The sequence below is a fragment of the Achromobacter sp. 1011791174 genome (assembly GCF_059760925.1).
On the sequence record NZ_JCBANH010000055.1, the window covers coordinates 1 to 19,586 of the forward strand.

Sequence of the window (19,586 nt, forward strand, 5' to 3'; positions counted from 1 at the left end):
GCCGGGCGGCGTCATCAGGAAGGCGGTGTCGCCGTCGATGTCGAGCAGCATGCCCGCGCCCAGGCGCACGACCCGCAGGGACTCATGGTGAATCAGCGCGGTCTCGGTCCAGTCGGTCTGCACCCGGCTCCAGCCCGGCATGCGCGCATCCAGCAGCTTGCGGGTCTCGACCGTGTCGCGCGCCTCGTCCTCGGACAGCCGCAGGCGCTCGACGCGCAGGCGGCCTCCACGCGCCGTCAGGCCGGCGAGAAAGGTCTCGTTCGAATCGCGGAAGAACATCAGCACGCTGTCCGGGCCGACGGGCAGGACGGGGCTCAGGCAGTAATAGGGGCGCGTGGCGAGCCTGGCGTTATCCGGATGCAGGTAGCGTCCGAGCGTCCCGCCGGGGCCGCACAGCGCTTCGCCCTGGAACGAGGCGGCGGTGATGCGGAATGTCTGGCTCTGGCCGGTGTTCACGTCGCGCTGGCTCTGCTGCGCGGCGTCGATGCGCAGGCCGCCCGCGTCGAACACGGCGGCGGCCTGGGCCGTGGCGGCGAGCATCAATGGCGCGGCGGCCAGGCTGGCACTGCGCAGGAAACGGGACAGGCGGGCATGGCGGAGCAGGGTGCGCAATGGCGTTCCTTCCTGTTGGGTCGGGCGTTCAAACATAGCACGCGGGGATGCTGCGCCGCATGGCGGTCGGGCTGGCGGCGCACTTGCGCTGGCGTGTCGCACAAGCCTTGTATGGGCGCGGGAGCGCGCCTATAGTCGATCCGTCGAGGGGAAGTCGCGTCCCGCGCATTCATCCTCACCGAAAGCCCGCCTGCCCATGCAGCGGGCTTTTTTCGTTTCCGAACCCCATCCCAGCGATTCCTTTCCTGAATACGGATCCCTATGCAACGACTCATACCCATCAACGTGGGCCAGCAGGCCAATGACCGCAGCGGTGATCCGCTGCGCGACGGCATGGCCAAGGTGAACGAGAACTTCGCCAAGGTGCAGACCGGCGTGGAGGCGGTGGAGGCCGCTGCCGGCCGGGCGCAACAGCGGGCGGACGCCGCGCATGACGTGGGGTTGGCGGCCGGTCGCGCGGCAACGCAGGCACAGGCGTCGGCGGATGCCGCCGCGCAGGCGGCCACGGACGCCAACGCTTCCGCGCTCGCCGGCGGCGCCGCCGCCGCAAATGCGCAGTCCACCGCCGACCGCGCCCGGATCGAGGCCTCGGCGGCACAGACCGGCGCGGACGGCGCGCAGCGCGCGGCGAACGAGGCGAACGCCGGGGTCAAGGACGTCAGCCTGGCCGTGGCCGGTCTGGATGCACGGGTGCGCGGCGACTATGTCGAAAAGGCATCCGTCGGCAAACCCTCGGGCGTGGCGCCTCTGGGAGCGGACGGCCTGGTGCCGAACGCGTTCCTGCCAAGCTTCGATTCGGTGCCCGTGGGCTTTCTGGCCTGGTGCCCCAGTCGCAGCAAGATCTGGGACGGTTGGCTGCCCGCCGACGGCGATGCGCACCTGCAGCAGACCTTTCCCGCGATGGCGAAGATGATCAAGGATGGGAACGTTCCGCTGATCGACAACGCGGAGTGGTGGAACAAGCCGCACATGCGTGGCAAGTGGTCGTTGTTCACGCAGGACGGGAAGGATTATTTCCGGATCCCGGATCTGAACGGCAAGCAGCCCGGCGGGCTGGGGCGCGTGTTTCTCTCGGGAGACGGCGCCCATTCGGCGGAGGAAGCGGGGGCGATACAGATGGATGCCATGCAGCCCATCATCGGCATGCAACCCATGGCCTATGGCACAACGACTGGAAGGGGCTCCGGCCCGTTCTACGGGTCCGCGATGGACGATGGTGGCACTCGATCGTCGCCGACCTATCCGGTGACGGCGGCAGGAGCAAACATCCGCTTCGACAGCTCGCTGGTAACGCAGACGTCGGATGAAACCCGGCCCAGGAACGTCACGGGTTGCTGGGTGGTCAAGGCCTACGGCGTGACGATCAATGCGGACGGCGTGGATCTTGGCGGGCTGGTCAATCAGGTCACGGCTACCCAGGCTCGGATAGAACAGGTGAACACGGCGCTGCTCAGGCAGGTGAATCCGGCCCTGGCGGAGCCGGGCAAGCTCAATCTGGCACAGAACGGTCTCATCACCGGGAAGCTGACTGGCGCGCTGGCGCCCGACAGCCTGCGCTTCAAGTCGGACGGGACCGGCGCCGACAAGTCCACCTTTGTTTCCGCGGTCCCGTCTGCGGCAGGGACAGTCGCCGGCTTCATCGCCCGTTCGCGCGACCAGGCGGACTCGCAATATCTGTCCATGCAGTTCAACAGCGCGAACAACTGGGGCGCGCTGGTATTTGATCGGCTGGGAAGCAGTGGCGCGCCCATGGGCCTGCAGTTCGTCGGACCTTACGGGATCTGCGGCCAGATCGAGAGCGGGATCAGGTGGACGTTCGGCCCGTTTCCTGTCAAGACCGCTGCGAACACGAGGACGATCGTTTCCTACGTAGGCGCTGGCAATCAGTGGGGCACCCTGTATGCGCCGCAGAACAACGGTGGCGCGGCCTGCGTCTTCCAGAACCAGGACGGGGTGATTGTCGGCGACATCAGCCTGTCCGCCACCAGCACGGCCTACAACTCAGCCTCCGATTACCGGCTCAAGAGCGATCGCCGTGACATGCCGCCGGATGGAGCCCTTGCCAGCATCCTGGCGCTGAGGCCGGTCACATTCACATGGAAGTCCACCGGCCAGGCCGACGAGGGATTCATCGCCCACGAGTTGCAGGCCGAGGTGCCCGGCGCGGTGACGGGCAGCAAGGACGATCCCGACACTTTCCAGCGGGTGAACATGCCCTATCTGATGCCGCGCGTGGTCGCCGCGCTGCAAGGGGCGGTGCGGCGCATCGAGCAGCTGGAGGCGAAAGTCGCCGAGCTGCTTGTGCGTGCGGGGTAGACGCCGCGGACGTTACAGCCGTCGCAGGCGTTCGCTCGCCCCTTGCCGTGCGACACGGCACACGCATATTTTTTTGTTCTCCTGGCCCGTTCGCACTTGCAGCGGGCCTTTTCCATTTCCGAACCTTGTTTCGGACAGATCCCTCGAATCAGGATTCCATGCAACGACTCATACCCATCAACGTGGGCCAGCAGGCCAATGACCGCAGCGGCGATCCGCTGCGCGACGGCATGGCCAAGGTGAACGAGAACTTCGCCAAGGTGACGACGGCCATGGATGCCGTGGAGACCGCCGTGGCGCAGACCAGCGCGCTCGCGGGCTCCGCGCGCGATATCGCCGCCGCGGCGCTGCCCGCCGTGCAGAAGAACCGGCCCGGCGGCGTGGCGCCGCTGGATGCGGACGGCAAGGTGCCCGCCGGCAACCTGCCCGATTCCGTGCCCATGTCGCAAAAGGGCGCGGCCGGTGGCGTGGCGCCGCTGGACGCGGCGGGCAAGGTGCCGGCCGGTCATCTGCCGGATTCCATACCCCTGTCGCAGAAGGGCGCGGCGGACGGCGTGACGCCGTTGGACGCCGCCGGCAAGGTGCCGGTCGCCCACCTGCCGAAGTTGGACTATCTGCCGGTGATCCAGCGTGGCGCGCCCGACGGCGTGGCGCCGCTGGATGCGCAGGGCAAGGTGCCGGCGGCCAACCTGCCGGCGGTGGAGGATGCCATTCCGCTGGCGCAGAAGGGCCAGCCCAATGGCGTCGCGGCGCTGGCCGCCGACGGCAAGGTGCCGGCAGCGCAGTTGCCGTTGATCGAGTCGATTCCCACGGGCTTCGTGGCCTGGGCGCCGAAGCGGGGCGCGATCTGGGCGGGTTGGATTCCCGGCGATGGACAGCTCGTGTCGCGGGCGACGTTTCCGGATCTGGCGGCGGCCGTCGCCGACGGCGCTGTTCCGGTCGTGTCCGAGGCCGAGTGGCTGGCGGATCCGCTTAAGCGGGGGGCTTACACGCTTGGCGATGGGACTACCAGCATTCGCGTGCCGGACTACAACGGCAAGTCCGCAGGCGCGATTGGCGCGGCTTTTCTCCGGGGGGATGGCACGTTGTCCGTGGCGAATGGCGTGATCAAGGCCAGCCAGAACAAGGCTCATGGTCACACGTTTCAATCTCCCCAGTATCTGTATGTGGAAACGGATGGCTCCGGCTCCTTCCTGGGTGCTCCCTCGACGAGTACGCCTGTGTTTCTCCGATATACGTCCGTCGAAGGGGGGCCGGAAGCGCATCCGAGCTTCATTTCCGGTTGCTTCGTCATCAAGGCTTTCGGCGCCGTGTCGCGCCCCGGCAGCGTCGACGCCGCGCAACTGGCCAGCAGGCTCGCCGTTCTTGAGGCGGCGCTTCAGACCGACATCGACTTCAAACTGCTCTACCCCGGCGGTTCGGCGACGACTCCCGGGATCATCTATCAGAACACCGCACAGACGATAGATAACCCGTTCCCCGGATCTCCGGTCCAGGTCGTGGTCGAGCACGAGTTGAACGGACAGTGGTTCGAACCCGGCTGGTTCTGCTCGACGGACCGCACGGGGGCCCCCAATGATCCCTACTCCGGGTGGGGCATCAAGGCCGCGCACAGCCTGGTGACCGACAAGATCATCGTGCGGGCAGGCAAGAACGGCACCGCCACGGATCCCGCCATTGCGGGTGGCTCCTGGGTCGGCGCCTGGTCGCAGAACCAGGTCAACGCGCGCTTTCGCGTCAAGGTGTGGAAGCTCAAGGGCAGGATCGCGGGGTAGCGAGCGCGCGCTGCCCTTGCGGCAGCCCGCTACCTCATCTCCCATGCAACCTCTTCAAATCAAATCATCATGCAAAGACTCCAACCCATCAATGTGGGCCAGCAGGCCAATGACCGCAGCGGCGATCCGCTGCGCGACGGCATGGTCAAGGTGAACGAGAACTTCACCCAGGTCGAGACCGCGGTCGACAAGGTCGAAGCGGCAGCCGCGGGCGCGCAACAGCGGGCCGATGCGGCGCACGACAAGGCCGTCGGCGCTGGCGCGGCCGCCGCGACGGTGGACGGAAAGGCGGTGGCAGCGGCGCAGTCGGCGGCCGCTGGCCTGGCCGCTGCGGCGGCGGCCGACGGCAAGGCCGTCGCGGCCCAGGCCGTGGCCGACGAAGCCAACAGGAAGGCGGTCGCCGCCAATGCGGCGGCGGCAACGGCGGCGCAGTCCGCCGCTTCCGGTCTGGCGGCGGCCAGCGAGGCCGACAGGAAGGCGCTGGCCGCCAATGCGGCCGCCGTGGTCGCGGACGGCAAGGCTGTCGCGGCCGCGCAAGCCGCCGCCGTGGCCCAGGCCGCCGCCGATGAGGCCGATAAAAAGGCGCAAACGAAGATTCCGCTTTCCTACGCGGGCATACAGTCGGGTGTGGCCACGCTGGAAGGCCGCCTGGCGACGCTGGCCGACGCGCAGATTCCGCATGTCACGACGGCTACCGTGTGGGACGACGCCAACTGGAACGAACTGCCCAAGCATGCCCGCAATGACGGACTCGTCATGCGCTTGATACGCAGTGGCGGCAGTTCGCAGAACGGGCCTCCGGCCGGGCAGTACTACTACGTCCGGCATCACTGGTTCAGCGATCGGGATACGCTGACGCAGATTGCGATCCCGTATTACAACTCGGAAGAAATCACGCCGGGGTTCCAATATCGAATGAAGTACGAGGGCGTCTGGACACGCTGGTACAGCGCGGATCCGCAGACCAAGGCCAAGGCATTTGGGGTCGATCAGACACTGGTCAATCTGGCCGGGCAGCGACTGCCGGGAATTACTTACGTGAACTCGACGCGCAAGCCGATATCGGTCTATCTGTACGGTGGCTCAACAGCCGCCGGCGGCTACATCAATATCTTGATGGCGAGCATTCCAGTTGCCGTATTTCAGGCCCAGGCTCCGGAGAACGGCATCGCGGTGAATGCCATCATTCCGCCGGGAACAACCTATTTCGCCAGTGCGGTCAATGCAAAGATCGAATACTGGTTGGAGTATCGCTGATGCAAACCTTCAAAGACACCCAGACCAACCAGGTATGGCAATTCGAGGACGAGGTGCTGATCAAGGAGGTCGGCAACCATCGGCTGTTCTACGCGCCACACCAGCTTGAAAAACCGCTGGACGTTCCCGCGACGCTCGAACCGTTCGACATCGACGAATTCCGCCCGGCGCAGGTCGATCCTCTGGCGCGATAGGCGCCCGCCCGGAACATCAGCCGTCCGCCACTTCCCCCGTCCTCACATCCCAGGTCCGCGCCGGCGCGAAGTTCTCGCGCTCGCCCTTCTTTTCGTATCCCAGCGGATTGGCGATAACACGGCAGCCGTCTTTCATATAGTCCAGCGCGCAATGCAGGTGGCCGTGCAGCCAGTAGTCGGCGCGCGGCAGCAGCGCGTCCAGCGCATTGCAGAAGCCGGCGGTGCCGGGCGTGACGCCGTAGCGCGGATCGGCGCTGGCCAGCGTGGGGGCGAAGTGCGTGATGACGAGGGTGACGCCGTCGAAGGGCTGGCGCAGCGCTTCGTCCAGCCATTGCTGGCAGGCGATGCCCTGTTCGCGCATCTGTTCCGCCATGAAGGGTTCGCCATGCCGGCGCATGCCGGCCTTGGCCAGGTAGAAGTCGGCGGCGCGGAACGCCTTGGCGCGCTTCTTCAGCACCGAGCCCAGTTCTTCGTCTGGTTGCGCCAGCGCGTCGAAGTCGGTCCACAGCGTGGTGCCGACCAGCCGCACGCCCTGCATCACCCGCGTTTCGCGTTCCAGCCAGTGGATGTCCAGTGCGTGGCACAGCTCGCGCAGGCGATCGTGCGTCTCGTCGAAGTCCAGGTTGTCGTACTCGTGGTTGCCGGGCACGTAGACCACCGGCGCGGGCCAGCCCCGGGCGGGAGAGAAGCGCCCCAGGCCGAAGTCCGTTTCCATCAGGCGCGAGCGGTCCTGGTACGAGCCGATGTCGCCCGCGAGCACCAGCAGGTCCGCGCCGGGGGCGGGGCGGGCCTGGAAATCCGGATCGGACTCGAGATGCAGGTCGGAGAGCAGCTGAATTTTCATGGCTGAAGTATAGGCGCGGGCGAGCGCGGCTCAGGGCGCGAGCGTTCGGCGCAGCCAGGCGGCCATGTCGTCGACCACCTCGGGCATGCGGCTGATGCCGTCGGGACCGGTCATGGCGTGATCCAGGCCGGGATACGCGCGGTAGTCGATGTTTCGGCTGCCCGCCAGCCGCAGGCGCGCCACCATGGACAGCGTTTCCTGCGGCGACACGGAGGCATCGGCGCCGCCCTGCAGGATGAGCACGGGCCCGGCGACCTGTCGCAGCGTCGCGAGTTGGTCCAGTTCCAGCACGCTGCGCCACCAGCTGTGGCCATGGCCGCTCATGTTCATCGCCTGCGGCGGCGAGGCAAGCACATGTCGCGCGAAGCTGCGCAGTCCCTGTTCGGCGGCGCGGCGCTGCGCCGCGGGCACGGGCTCGCTGGCGAGGCTGTGCAGCATGTCGTTCAGGAACCATTGTCCGCCGCCATTGAAGGCGATGGTGGCGTCCACATTGCGCGAGCGCGACGCCAGCAGGTTCGCGACCACCGCGCCTTCGCTGCCGCCCAGCGCCACGACCTGACGGTAGCCCAGGGTGCGCCGCAGCTCCGTCAGCACGGCGTCCAGGTCGCTGGCGCGCTGCTGCAAGTTGTCGCGCTCCAGATAGGCGGCGGGACAATCGGGACGCTCGGGATCCCCGTCGTAGGGCAGGGTATCGTCGATGCCGTACTTTTCCACGGTCAGCAGGTCGGCTTGCGGCCAGGCGCGGACCAGGTCGCTCTGGATGATTCGGACCCGGGTCACGCTGTTGCAGTCAGAGCCCTGGATGACCAGCAGCAGCCGGTCCGACCTGCGCGCGGGATCGCGCGGCTCCAGGTAGTAGCGGATGCGCGAGCCGTCGTCGCGGGCTAGCTCGCGGGCGGCCGGCTGGGCATGGGCGCAGGCGGCGAAGAGGACGCCGGCCAGGCCGAAAATGAGGTGGATTCGCTTCATGTTTTCGCGGTCCCCGCGCGGCGGCGCGTCTCGCGTGGCGGCTCCAGCAACGCGCCGCAGTCGCGCACGCTGGCCACGACCTGTCCGCGCAGCCAGTCTATGCCTTCGTCGCGCCAGTTGCCGGCCGACCAATGCATGCGGATGGACATGCCGGGCAGCTTGAAGGGCAGTTCCTCGATGCGCAGTCCATCGCGCCGGCTGGCCCACAGCCGCGCCAGATGGCCGGGCACCACGGCGGTCAGCGAGGTGCCAGCCAGTAGCTCGGACAGCATGAAGAAATTGGACGAGGTCACGACGGGCTCCAGCGCCCGCAGCCGGAAGCGCTCGGCGACGATCTGGTGGGCCGAGCGCGGCACGTCTGCCACCGCATAGCGAGCCGGGCCTGCCGCCGGCCGGCCGCGCGGCGGCGCTTCGCGCACGCCGACATAGCGGTCCTTGAACAGCAGCGTGCTGGTCTTGCGCGCCTTGAGCTGCGGGATCCAGCCCACCGCCAGGTCCAGCGCGCCATCGTCGAGCCGCTCGGCCAGCGCGCCTTCCCAGGCCGTCACCATCCGCAGGCGCACTCCAGGCGCTGCGGCGGCGATGCGGGAGACCAGGCGGTTCAGGATCAGCGTCTGGCCCACGTCGGTCATGTACACGATGAAGCTGCGTCGGGACGCGGCGGGATCGAAGCCCGAGGGCGGATTCAACGCCTGCTCCAGCGCGGCCAGCGCGCCGGCCACGGGCGTGGCCCATTCGCGCGCCAGCGGCGTGGGCTGCATGCCTTGCGCGTTGCGCACGAACAGCGGATCGCCGGCGATGCCGCGCAGCCTGGCCAGCTGCGTGGACACGGCGGGTTGGGACATGCCCAGCGCGTCGGCCGCGCGGCCGACGTGCCGCTCGCGCAGCATGGCGATGAAGACCTTCAGCAGCCGGAAGTCCAGCTGCTCCAGCTTGATGTTCCTACCCACGTTTCCTGTTCCGTCGTAAGGTCGCCAGACCCGCCGGATGCCGGGTCGACGCGGGGATTATAGGAAGTTGCGAATAATGGAAATCGCCCGATCGCGATTGCCGCGCTGTTGCCGCCTCGACTAAGTTTGCAGCCGTGTTCAACAGATGCGGTGTGGTTCAGGATGCAATGGAACCCTTATGGACCTGAAGCGATTCAGGCGGTCTTGTCCCCCGGGCAATGGCAGGGCTTGGGATTGCCCGGTTCGCTGACCGATCGGTTGCGGCGGCTGGGCGAGTTTCGATTGTGCGTGCGGGAGGAACGCACGGATGCCGCCAGCGATGACGAGGCGCGCGCCATGGGCCTGGCGCCGGGCGCGCCCTGCTGGCTGCGTGAAGTGGAAATGTCGGTCGATGGCTTGAAATGCGTGGCGGCGCGCAGCCTGACGCCGCTGGCGGCTTCGTGGGATGCATGGCGCGGCATGCGCGGCCTGAGCGAGCGACCGCTGGGCAGCATGCTGTATGACGATCCCGACGTGTGGAGATCGCCCTTCGAGGTGACGCGGTTGACGGCCGGCTCGGCGCTGTTTCTGATGGCCGACGCGGTGGCGCGGGATGCCGGCGCAACGTCGCCCGGGCTGTGGGCGCGCCGTTCCCTGTTCTGGCGGCGGGATCAGCCGCTGCTGGTGGCGGAATGTTTCCTGCCGGGTTTCTGGGTCCTGTCCGCCCGCGCGTCGCGCAGCGACGGCGCGGGAGACGGACCGGGCTACTGAAACAGTTCGCTCTCGACGCAAAATGCGACCAATTCCTGGTCGGTCTGCACGTCCAGCTTGCGCATGGCCGATATCTTCTGGCCGCTGACGGTCTTGACGCTGCGCTTCAAGGTCTCCGCCACCTGCATCATCGATTCTCCCCGGATGAAGTGGCGCAGCACTTCGAATTCCTTGGGCGACAGGCTGTTGATGCGTTCGCCGATGAATTTGCTGCGCGCGTCCACGGCGCCATCGCGCAGGAAACCGGGCGGGTAGTACCTGCGGCCGCTTTGCAGTGTGCGCAGCGCGGTCACGATCTCGGCGAGGTTGTCGCGCTTGAGCACCACGGCGGCGACGCCGGCGTCATAGAGCGCCGAGATGATCATGGGGTTGGACACCATGGTCAGCACCAGGACCTGGACCTTGGGGTAGTGCCTCACCAGGTACTTGACCAGGCGCATGCCGTCGCCGTAGGTATCGTCGCCCGGCATCGAATAGTCGGTGACGACGACGTGCGGCGGGTCTTGCGTCAGGTGCCGGACCAGGTCGGTCGGGCTGGACAGGGCGCCGACGACGTCGAAACTCAGGTCCTTTTCCAGGAGGTCGCGCATGCCCATCAGAACGAGCGGGTGGTCGTCCGCCAGGACAATTCGAAGTCTATCCATGTGGAAAAAAGGGGTCAGATAGTGCGGGGCTGAGTTATTACCGCGCATTCTGCATCAACCGTCAAACTTGGACCAGGAACTTTCGAAGCTCCTGCATCAGCCTGGCCGCTTCCTGGAGGGCTTTCCGGTTCGCGCTGTCTCGCTTGAGCTGGGCCTCGACGGCCTCGAAGCCCGCCGACAGGCTGTTCATCTTGACCATCACCAGCGCGCCGCGCATCCGGTGCATGGTCTGCAGCACCGCCAGCACGTCCTGCCGCCCGAGCGCGGCGTCGATCTTGGCCAGGTCGGCGTTCATGGTGTCGAGGAACAACTCACGGTACTTGGCGGGAACCTGTGGCGCCTCGGTGGCAGGAGCACTGGCCTGGACCTGTCTGGAAGCGGAAGCGGGAGCGGGGGGCGAGGCAAGCAGGAGCGTCGTCATGGCGGGCTTGGGTTCGGGACTGGCGGGGGGCGTGCGGCCCTTGGCCACGCCGCGCAGGAGTTGGCGCAGCGTGCGCAACTCGATGGGCTTGACCATCCACGAGCTCATGCCGGCCGCCATGCAGCGTTCCTCTTCGTCGCGCATGGCATTGGCGGTCACGCCGATGATCGGTATGACGGCGCCCTGGGCGCGCAGCGCGCTGGCCAGTTCGTAGCCGTTGAGCTTGGGCATGTTCACGTCGGTGAGCAGGGCGTCATACTGCGTCAGGGGCCAGAGCGACAAGGCATCCGCGCCATCGGATGCGACGGTGACGGTGCAGCCCAGCTGTTCCAGCTGGTTGCGCAGGGTGGCCTGGTTGATCGGATTGTCCTCGGCCACCAGCACGCGCAGGCCCAGGGCCTGGAACTCCGGTTCCGCCGGCTCGGCGGATGGCGTGGCCCTATCGCCGCGTAGCAGCGCCTGGATGCCGAAGCCGATGCTGTCCAGGCGATGTCCGTCCAGCGCGTCCGGGCCGTACTCGCCCCGGACGCCGGGCTCGCGCGCGCTCAGGTAGCGGCCGCCCCAATCGGATGGCGGGCCGTCTTCGGCGCGCAGCACATCCAGCAGCACCTCGTCGGACTCGGTCGCCGGCGGCGGCACATGCGGCGCTGGCGTGGCGTGGGCGCCCCACATCGTCAGCCACAGGCAGACCTGTTCACTCAGTTCGCGGTGCGGGCTGCGCACGTGCACGCGCGCGCCGGCCAGGTCGGGCGTGGTCGGAGCGGGACCCGCCGCGGGCTTGAGCGAGAGCGCCATGGAAAAGCTGCTACCCAGGCCCAGCTCGCTGGTGACGCGTATCCAGCTGTTCATCAGCTTGGCCAGCCGGGCGCAGATGGACAGGCCCAGACCCGTGCCGCGCACCGTATGGCTGGCGCTGTCGATCTGGTAGAACGGCAGGAACAGCTGCGATTGCTCTTGCGCGCCGATGCCGATGCCTGTGTCCACCACCTGCAGGGTCAGCAGTTGGTTGCCGTTGGGCTGGTCCACCGCGCGCAGGCGCACGATGACGTGGCCCGCCTCGGTGAATTTGATGGCGTTGCTGACCAGGTTGGCGAGGATCTGGCGGATGCGACCGGCGTCGCCCGTCACCCAGGGCGCCACGCCGGTATCGACGCAGGAGAACAGCAGCAGGCCCTTTTGGTGCGCCAGGGCGGCATAAGAGCTGGTACAGCTTTCGATCAGTTCGCGCGGATCGAAGACGGTGGATTCCAGCGCCAGCTGGCCGGATTCGATCTTGGTGATGTCCAGGATGTCGCTGATCAGCTGCAGCAGGATGGAGGACGAATTCTGGATGCGTTCGAGATGCTGGCGCTGTTCTGCGTCAAGGTCGGTCATGCCCAGCAGTTCCAGCGTGCCCAGCACGCCGTACAGCGGCGTGCGGATCTCGTGGCTCATTGTCGCCAGGAAGGTCGACTTGGCTTCGCTGGCCTTGTCCGCGTCGCGCTTGGCCTGGGCCAGTGTGCGTTCGATTTCCGCGCGCGCGCTGATGTCGGCAAAGGCGCACAGGATGACATCCTGCTTCTTGTAGCGCGTCGGTGCATAGGCGACGAACAGTGGCCTGCCGTCCTGGGCCAGGAAGGTTTCAAAGGTGCCGGGCTCGACCGCGGCCAGCGCCTTGTCCAGCAGCGTGCGCACCGAGGCGGACGGGGCCAGCGGCTGGCCTGACTGCGCGCCCAGCCATTGCTGGGCGAGGGCGTTGCTGAACAGCACCTCGCCCTTGAAGCGGGTCAGCAGGCACAGCGCGATCGGCGCGGTCTCGATCAGGGTGCGGCTGAAGGTTTCGCTTTCGAGGATGTCGCGCTGCGCGCTCTGCGCGGGCAGCAGCACGCGGCGGTTGTACCAGCGGCCATAGCCGAGGCCGCCGACGATGCTCAGCAGCAGCAGCAGCGCGACGCTGACCGGCAGCCACAGATTGTCCTGGAAGAAGCCGCGGTAGCCGACGCGGTAGTAGGCGGTCCATGCGCCCGAGTCGTCGATGACCTTGAACACCAGGCCGTCCGCCGTGTAGTGCAGCCCGGGCTCCTGCGCGTCGGGTAGCGGACCTTCGCCCAGCAAGAGGCCGGCATCGTTGCGGGTCAGCCAGAATTCGTCGTACAGGCCGGAGGGCAGGATGCGGTCGAAGATGTTGATGCGGTCCCGGTGGAGCAAGGTGGCGATGTAGACATCGGGCGGGGAGCCGGCTTCGGCCCGCCAGACGCCGGACGGCAGGCCGGCCGGCAGCAGGCCGATGATGCGGTTCGGGCTGGCCGGCGCGGTGAACCACTGGACCTGCGTGCGTTCGTGCAGGTCGGCGGGCGCATGCAGGTCGATCAGGCGCTGTTCGACGATGTGGTTCAGTTCGATCTGCTCGCGGATGGCGTCGACCGAGGTCAGGTAGGTGCTCTGGCTGAGCGGGCGGAAGCTGGATGGCATGTCGAGCGCCGGCACGCTGATGCTGACGCTGTCGCTGGCATTGACCAGGAAGGCCGCCGCCGCGGGATAGTAGGTGGTCGGCCAATAGGTGGAGTAGTAGGCCGACAGGTAGCTGCCCATGGCTGACAATTGCGCCTGGTCGCGCGTGCAGTCGGCTGACAGGCACGATACGGTGAAGGGCGTTGAAAACAGCGGCCGGCGGCCCTCGTAGAATGCCGTGCCCTGGCGCTCGGACGGCGGGGTCTCGTGCCACGAGACGTCCGGGCTGGATGGCGGACCCTGCAGCAGCGCGTTCTGGGTGCGAAAGCCCTGCAGGAAGCGCTCTTCGGCCTCGATGTAGCCCATGAACACCGTGAAGTCCAGCAGCAGCTTTTCTTCTTCCTGCTTGATCAGCCGCTGCCAGCTCCAGAGGATGGCGCTTATCAGGACCAGCGCTATCGGCAACACGCCGAACAGCGCCAGGTTGAGCCGGCGCGATGTGCGGGTAATTCTGCTGAAGGGCGAGTCCTGCATACCGGGTTGGGCGTTCCTATAGGTCCATGTCTGCGTAGAGGCGGGGTTCGTCCGCCAGCAGCGTCGTGAAGTCCATGACGTTTACGGCGGCCGATATGAGAAATCCCTGCGCGCAATCACAGCCTATCTTGCGCAGGTATTCCAGGTCGCTTGAGGTTTCGACGCCCTCGGCGGTGACTTGCAGGCCCAGTTGCCGTCCCAGCTGCACGGAAGACAGCAGCGCGGCGGCGCGAACGCTGTCGTGGGCCGCGCCGCTGACGAAAGCCCGGTCGATCTTGAGTTCGGTGAACGGCGTGGATATCAGGGTGTACATGGAGCTATAGCCTTTGCCGAAATCGTCCTGAGCCAATCCGAAGCCTTTCAGGCGCAGCCGGCTGGCTCCCATGTAGTACTGCCCCGGCACGGAAGTGGTTTCGTCTTCGAGCAGTTCGAAGGTCACGTCCTCGGCCGGCACGCCGCTAGCGGCGACGGTATTGTAAAGCTCATCCGGCAGCAGGGGATTGTCGAGCAGTCGGGTGGGCAGATTGACCGACACCGGCACCTTGAAACCCAGCTTGCGCCAGCGTCGGTAGGCGGACAGCGCGTCTTCGAGCATGCGGGTCAGCAGGGCCTGGTTCAGGCCGTGCCTGTGCACCGCGCCCAGGAATGACGCCGGCAGCATGAAGCCGAATTCCGCATGGTGCCAGCGCGCGAGCGCTTCGGCGCCAACGATGTTGCCGGTGGTCAGGGCCTTCTTGGGCTGGAACCAGGCCTGGATCTGGCCGGTGCGCAATGCCCGCTCCAGGGTCTTGCGATCGAACAGCGCGTCCTGTTCATGGCCGGTGACGGGCTCGGACGCCGGATGCCGGTCCAGCCGCAGATGTTGCGCCAGTCCTTGAGCATGTTCCCGGGTCAGCGGCTTGGTGTAGGCGCCGATCACCGCCAGGCCTTTTTCCTTGGCCATGAGGCTGACGCTGTTCATGATGCGGCGCGAGCAGGCGGTCGTGATGGCAAGCATGGGGTTCAGGCGCAGTTGCGCCAGTTCGCTGATGAGCTGCACGCCGTCCATGCCCGGCATGCTGAGATCCATGAGGATGAGGTGGTACGCATGATGGCGGGCCAGCGTCAACGCCTGTTCGGCGGTATGGGCCGTATCCACCTGGGTGAAACCGGCTTCTTCCAGCAGGCCGGACATCTGGGCGCATTGGAATTCATGGTCGTCCAGTACCAGGACCTTGTATTCGGATAGCATTTCAACTCCGAGGGACTTTCACCGCTTGCAGTGTCTGGCGCAAGACATTCAGAGGTAGGGGTTTCACCAGCAGGCTGGTCATGCCCGCGTTCATGCCCCGGCGTTGTTCGTCGGGGAAGGCATTCGCCGTGATGCCCAGGATAGGCTGCTGATAGCCGCGCTCGCGCAGGATCCGCGTAAGCTCGTAGCCGTCGACCAGGGGCATGTTCAGGTCGGTCAGCACGGAATCGAACGACAGGGCGTCCGGCAGCGCCAGCGCTTCCTGGCCGTTGTTGGCCGTGACGACGGTGCAGCCCAGGTGCTCCAGCTGCTCGCGCAGGATCAGCTGGCTGATGGGGTTGTCTTCGACCACCAGCACGCGCAGGTCGACAAGTTCGTGCTTGGCCGGCTGACCGTAGCTCGTGACGTGCGCGGAACGGCCCAGGGCCAGCCGCAGGGCATGCGCGATGTTGGACAGGCTGTAGCAGCTGGCGAACCAGGTCCGCCTGCCATCCTCCACGCGCGGCTTCATGCCGGGCGGATGCGTGATTACGGTGGGGCCTGTCCAGTGAGCGGGTTCCGGCGCGTACGGCCATGCCCGCAGCAGAACGGCGGCGTCGACGCGCGGGCTGCCTGCGGGAGGATAGGGCACCGCCGCCGCGCCCCAGCGCCGGAGCCAGCCGCACAGGTTCGAGACGATCTCGGGCACCGAGCTTTGCACGTAGATCATGGCGTTTCCGGACAAAGATACCGGCGCTTCGGCGGGGTCTTCCGCGGTCGGCAGCGTGATTTCGAAGGTGATGCTGGTGCCCAGCCCGAGCTCGCTGACCGCGGTGAGCGAGCCGCCCATCATGTCGGAAAGCCGGCTGCAGATGGACAGCCCCAGGCCGGTGCCGGGCAGGCGCACGTTTTTGTCCGTGTCGACCTGGTAGTAGGGTTCGAACAGGCGGGCCTGGTGCTGCGGCGCGATGCCGGAGCCGGTGTCGGCGACCTGGAAGGCCAGGGTCGACAGGCCGCGTTCGCGCCGTATCAGGCGCAGCCTCAGCACGATCTGGCCGGCTTCCGTGAACTTGATGGCGTTGCTCATCAGGTTGTCCAGGATCTGGCGGATGCGCGTGCTGTCGCCATGCAGCGCGGCGGGCGTCGCCGGGTCGGAGATGGCGTAGGTGCGCAAGCCCTTGCCATGGGCGCGCGCGGCATAGCTTGCCGCGACGTTGTTGAGCAGTTCCACGGCCGAGAACGGCGCTTCCTCGAGCGCGACGTGGCCGGCTTCGATGCGGGAAAGGTCCAGCGTATCGTTGACCGTGCGCAGCAGCGTCGACGAGGACTGCTGGATGGTCTCCAGGTATTGCTCCTGCTGTCCGTTCACCTTGGTCAGTGAAAACAGTTCAAGCGTGCCGAGAATGCCGTACAGCGGCGTGCGGATCTCGTGGCTCATGGTGGTGAGGAAGACGGTCTTGGCGTGATTGGCGGCCTCGGCATCGTACTTGGCCTGGAGCAGCGATCTTTCGAATTTCTTCAGCTCGGAAATGTCGCTGATGCCGCAGAGCACCACGTCCTCGCCCTGATAGGTTGTGGCAGCGAATGTCAGGTACGCGCTGCGGCCATCGTCCAGCGTGTATTCGCGGCCGGCCTTTTCGCCTTGGTGGGCGAGGATTTCCGCGCGCCAGCCCGGGGTGTCCTGGAACCAGTGGCGCGCCATTTCATTGGACATGACCAGCGTGCCGTCGCTGCGTCGCAGCAGGCACAGGCCCACGGGCGCGACCTCGATCAGCTTGCGGTTCAGCGACACGCTGTCGGTCAGCGCTTCGTACTGGCGCAGCGCTGGCTGGACCATGTGCCGGCGGATGTAGCGGATCCGCAGCAGCACCAGGGCCAGGATAAACGTCGTGACGACCGCCGCCGTCTTGAGGGTGGCGGCGTGGTCGCGCAGCACTTGCCGCAGCGATGTGTAGTAGACCAGTCGCCAGCCGTCTTCGCCGACCTGCTTGCTCAGGGCCAGGTGCGTCGGCGGCCAGCCGTCGCCCAGCAGACGGAAGGAGTCTTCGCGCTGGTCCGTGACCTCGCCTTCGAACATGGGGGCGCCGGGGCTGTGCATCACGGGACGGTTGCGCTCGTCGAACAGCGAGTACGTGCTGCCGCCGAGATTCGCGGGGTTGACCGCCGCGTCCACGCCGGCGACTTCCAGGCCGATCCAGCCCGACTGCGGATCGCCGATATCAAGCGGCGTGTACAGGAAGAGGCGCTGCGCGGTATCCATCGGCGGATGCAGCCAGATGATGGGCGGATGCCCGTCCTGTCGCGGCGGGATGTCAGTGTGGCGCAGCAGCGTCTGTGTCAGCCATTCCTGGATGCGGGGAGACATGCCGGGCGCCGCGCGCGTGCCGTGCGAGTCGATGCGCATGGTGGCGTTGCGCCGCAGGGACGTGTGGACCATGGTGGCGTTGGCCAGGCCGACGTTCAGCAGGTCGCGCGGCGTCAGCACCAGCGCCCAGTCGTATTGGCCGGGTTCCTCGGGCAGGGGCAGGACTTCGATCTGGCGGGTGTTGCCGAAGTAGCTGGGGGTATCGGAGATGGGGGCCTTGTCGGTGTTGCGCACCGCCGAGGCGAGGATCGAGCGCAGCAGCGATTCGCGCTGGTCGAAGAACAGTTGCGCGTCATAGGCCGCCGCATTCATCTGGCGGCGGTATCCGGAGACGGCGCTGCTGAAGGTCCAGTGCAGGTACAGGGTGGCGCCCACCACGACGCAAAAGAGCGCGGCCACGGCGAAAAATTGCAGCAGTACGGACGCCGCTCGGGGTGCGTCTTCGGGGGCGGTGGCGGGGGGGCTCAGATCTTTTACCGGCATTTCCTGCATGGTAGGAAGCCGGGCCCAGTCCGGATATGAGAAGAATCTTAAAAACCGGCGAGGCTTTTGAGGGGGATCGTCCTTGGCCGTCGGTGGGCGGGGGCTTTCCGCCGTGGGCGAGGTCTTATGACCATGGTGGCGTGGTCTCTAGGAAAGTTCAGAAAACAACAGTGATTCAGAATTTTCTTGTTCAAGGGGCAGTGCCTGTTGGGCACCATCGGCACGATATCCAGCCACGGCAGAGGCTGGCGGCAGTTCGCCGCGGTTTCCTGGCGCGGCAGCTCAGGCGGGCTGGGGCCACGGCAGGCCCCGCCATTATCGGTATTCGAGGCCAGCATGATCTTCTCACCGGGCTGTCGGCCCGCCCCAATCGAGCGCATCCTTTCCCCATTTCGCACGTGGCGAGTTCCGCTGTCCGGCATGCGCCGCTTTCTCGCAGTCCGGAGTCGCCATGCATGACGAGTCGCGCGCCTGGGCGCTCTATGAAGACTCGGTGCTGTTGAGATTCCAGCCCGTGTTCACCGCGCAGGGCCAGGTCCATGAGTACGCCGTGCAGGGACGCAGCCGCGCTTCGCCCTGGCAGGGCCTGGCGCCGTCGGGCATGGGCGCCAGCCTGTTGGCCGGCGTGGCGTTCTTCAACAAATACGAGCTGCCCATAGACCTGTCCGTCGAGCACGCCATGGACATGGACGCGGAAGGTGATCCGGCCATGCGCCTGTGCGGCGATCTGGGCATCGCCCTGACCGGCGACGCGCTGTGGGTGAACAGGCTGGTCGACCATGATCAAGACGGGCCGCTTTCCGTTCCCGCCCGCCGCGTGACGTTCCTGTTGCCCATGAATATCCGGCTCTGCCGGCAGGCCGAGCTGTTTCTTTGCTATCCCGAATTCAATGCGAAATTGCGCGCGCGCCTTTTGCCCACGGCCATCGGCGGCGTGCCGTCCACGCATGGTGTGTTGCGGGCGCTGGGCGTGCGCGTCGACATTCCCGACGGCTTTTCCGAGAACCAGGCCTTGCAGTGGCGCTTCTTCAGCCTGATGGAGCGCGCCTGGAGCGCCAATCTGCAGCTGGCCGTGCATCGCCTGGACGCGATGCGCGACTTCGCCTGGCTGCGCCGGCATGGCGACCTGCTGTTCCAGGGCTCGGCCCTGTCCTCGGCGCTCAGCCCGGAATGCCTGGACGCCTGGCTGCGCGCCGATGGCAATGCATGGCGCAGCTTCAGTGCCGCCACCACGCGCTGGAGCCAGCCCTGCAGCCTGGCGGCCTGAGACGCCACGCCATCCCTTGGTTGTCACCGTTCGGGCGCGCCGCCTTGCGGCGCGTTCAGGCGTTGACGTCGGATTGCAGGCGTCCCAGGATGAAGCCGTCCACGGCGGCGATCCGGCCGCGCCACAGGGTGGGCTGGCCCGCGATGGGCGTGCCGTCGGCGCTAAAGAACAGGGCGTCGGCCAGATGGATGTAGTTGGGCAGCGGTTCGGCTGGCTGGGGCTGGCGGAAGACGTCGCCCAGTTCCGCCAGCGAGGCGCGCACCGCCTGGCGAGTATCGTTCGCCTGGCCGTCCAGCGCGTCAGCGAAGCCCGAGGCAAAGGTGTCGAAATACTCGGCGCCCGACACGATCGAGCCCGACACCAGCATGCCGCCCATTTGCAGCGTGACGCCGATGCTCTTGAGCTGTCCGCCGTTGTTCACCAGATTCACGAGGAACTGCAGGAACGCGTCGGCCTGGGGGACTGGGGCGGAAACGGGGGCGTCGTCGGGGAGGATGTCTGAGCTCATCGGGATTCTGGAGACTGGTGTGGGCGCGCGGATCAGCCGCGTGCGGGACTCACAAGA

At 66.8% G+C, this 19,586-nt stretch carries 14 protein-coding genes and 1 pseudogene; 6 read left to right on the forward strand and 9 right to left on the reverse strand.

Features of this window, described 5'->3' with window-relative positions:
* Positions 1-612, reverse strand: a pseudogene (locus AC6LJ5_RS18630) (hypothetical protein); the annotation flags it as partial.
* A 261-nt stretch (positions 613-873) separates the two neighbouring features.
* Between AC6LJ5_RS18630 and AC6LJ5_RS18635 the strand changes: the two are divergent.
* The 4 genes from AC6LJ5_RS18635 (at position 874) to AC6LJ5_RS18650 (ending at position 6,154) form a co-directional block, all read left to right on the forward strand.
* Positions 874-2,928 carry a tail fiber domain-containing protein gene (locus AC6LJ5_RS18635; protein WP_498141256.1) on the forward strand — a complete coding sequence of 685 codons (2,055 nt, stop codon included), beginning with the start codon at positions 874-876 and terminating at the stop codon, positions 2,926-2,928.
* Between the two features lie 182 nt (positions 2,929-3,110).
* Positions 3,111-4,703 carry a phage tail protein gene (locus AC6LJ5_RS18640; RefSeq protein ID WP_498141257.1) on the forward strand — a complete coding sequence of 531 codons (1,593 nt, stop codon included), beginning with the start codon at positions 3,111-3,113 and terminating at the stop codon, positions 4,701-4,703.
* Between the two features lie 69 nt (positions 4,704-4,772).
* On the forward strand, positions 4,773-5,960 hold the full coding sequence (locus AC6LJ5_RS18645; RefSeq protein WP_498141258.1) for a hypothetical protein: 1,188 nt from the start codon (positions 4,773-4,775) through the stop codon (positions 5,958-5,960).
* Entirely contained in the window at positions 5,960-6,154 is a 195-nt protein-coding gene (locus tag AC6LJ5_RS18650; RefSeq protein ID WP_103276055.1) for a hypothetical protein, read from the forward strand. The genes AC6LJ5_RS18645 and AC6LJ5_RS18650 overlap by 1 nt, the downstream gene beginning before the upstream one ends.
* A 16-nt stretch (positions 6,155-6,170) precedes the next feature.
* On the opposite strand, the gene AC6LJ5_RS18655 is transcribed toward AC6LJ5_RS18650, so the two are convergent.
* Genes AC6LJ5_RS18655 through AC6LJ5_RS18665 form a run of 3 tightly spaced genes read right to left on the reverse strand, consistent with a single transcriptional unit; the run spans position 6,171 to position 8,917 of the window.
* The gene (locus AC6LJ5_RS18655; RefSeq protein ID WP_498141259.1) at positions 6,171-6,998 is read right to left on the reverse strand and encodes a metallophosphoesterase; all 828 of its coding nucleotides are present in this window, start codon (positions 6,996-6,998) and stop codon (positions 6,171-6,173) included.
* A gap of 30 nt (positions 6,999-7,028) precedes the next feature.
* Positions 7,029-7,967, reverse strand: a complete 939-nt coding sequence (locus tag AC6LJ5_RS18660; RefSeq protein ID WP_498141260.1) for an alpha/beta hydrolase family protein — start codon at positions 7,965-7,967, stop codon at positions 7,029-7,031.
* Positions 7,964-8,917 carry a LysR family transcriptional regulator gene (locus AC6LJ5_RS18665; RefSeq protein WP_498141261.1) on the reverse strand — a complete coding sequence of 318 codons (954 nt, stop codon included), beginning with the start codon at positions 8,915-8,917 and terminating at the stop codon, positions 7,964-7,966. Before AC6LJ5_RS18665 ends, AC6LJ5_RS18660 begins: the two co-directional genes overlap by 4 nt.
* Before the next feature lie 162 nt (positions 8,918-9,079).
* On the opposite strand from AC6LJ5_RS18665, the gene AC6LJ5_RS18670 reads away from it, so the two are divergent.
* A complete protein-coding gene (locus AC6LJ5_RS18670) occupies positions 9,080-9,667 on the forward strand; it encodes a chorismate--pyruvate lyase family protein (protein ID WP_103276051.1) in 588 nt (195 codons plus the stop codon).
* On the opposite strand, the gene AC6LJ5_RS18675 is transcribed toward AC6LJ5_RS18670, so the two are convergent.
* The 4 genes from AC6LJ5_RS18675 to AC6LJ5_RS18690 all read right to left on the reverse strand — a co-directional run bounded on the left by AC6LJ5_RS18675 (position 9,661) and on the right by AC6LJ5_RS18690 (position 17,670).
* Entirely contained in the window at positions 9,661-10,311 is a 651-nt protein-coding gene (locus AC6LJ5_RS18675) for a response regulator (RefSeq protein WP_103276050.1), read from the reverse strand. The two genes, AC6LJ5_RS18670 and AC6LJ5_RS18675, sit on opposite strands and share 7 nt — an antisense overlap.
* Positions 10,312-10,372: 61 nt before the next feature.
* Entirely contained in the window at positions 10,373-13,696 is a 3,324-nt protein-coding gene (locus AC6LJ5_RS18680; protein WP_498141262.1) for a hybrid sensor histidine kinase/response regulator, read from the reverse strand.
* A gap of 16 nt (positions 13,697-13,712) precedes the next feature.
* On the reverse strand, positions 13,713-14,927 hold the full coding sequence (locus AC6LJ5_RS18685) for an EAL domain-containing response regulator (protein WP_392410997.1): 1,215 nt from the start codon (positions 14,925-14,927) through the stop codon (positions 13,713-13,715).
* 1 nt (position 14,928) lies between these two features.
* A complete protein-coding gene (locus AC6LJ5_RS18690) occupies positions 14,929-17,670 on the reverse strand; it encodes an ATP-binding protein (protein ID WP_498141263.1) in 2,742 nt (913 codons plus the stop codon).
* Positions 17,671-18,205: 535 nt separating this feature from the next.
* On the opposite strand from AC6LJ5_RS18690, the gene AC6LJ5_RS18695 reads away from it, so the two are divergent.
* Positions 18,206-19,021, forward strand: coding sequence for a hypothetical protein (locus tag AC6LJ5_RS18695; RefSeq protein ID WP_103276047.1), 816 nt, complete (start codon positions 18,206-18,208; stop codon positions 19,019-19,021).
* A 55-nt stretch (positions 19,022-19,076) separates the two neighbouring features.
* On the opposite strand, the gene gvpU is transcribed toward AC6LJ5_RS18695, so the two are convergent.
* Positions 19,077-19,529, reverse strand: coding sequence for a gas vesicle accessory protein GvpU (gvpU, locus tag AC6LJ5_RS18700; protein WP_392410993.1), 453 nt, complete (start codon positions 19,527-19,529; stop codon positions 19,077-19,079).
* Positions 19,530-19,586 lie beyond the last annotated feature (57 nt).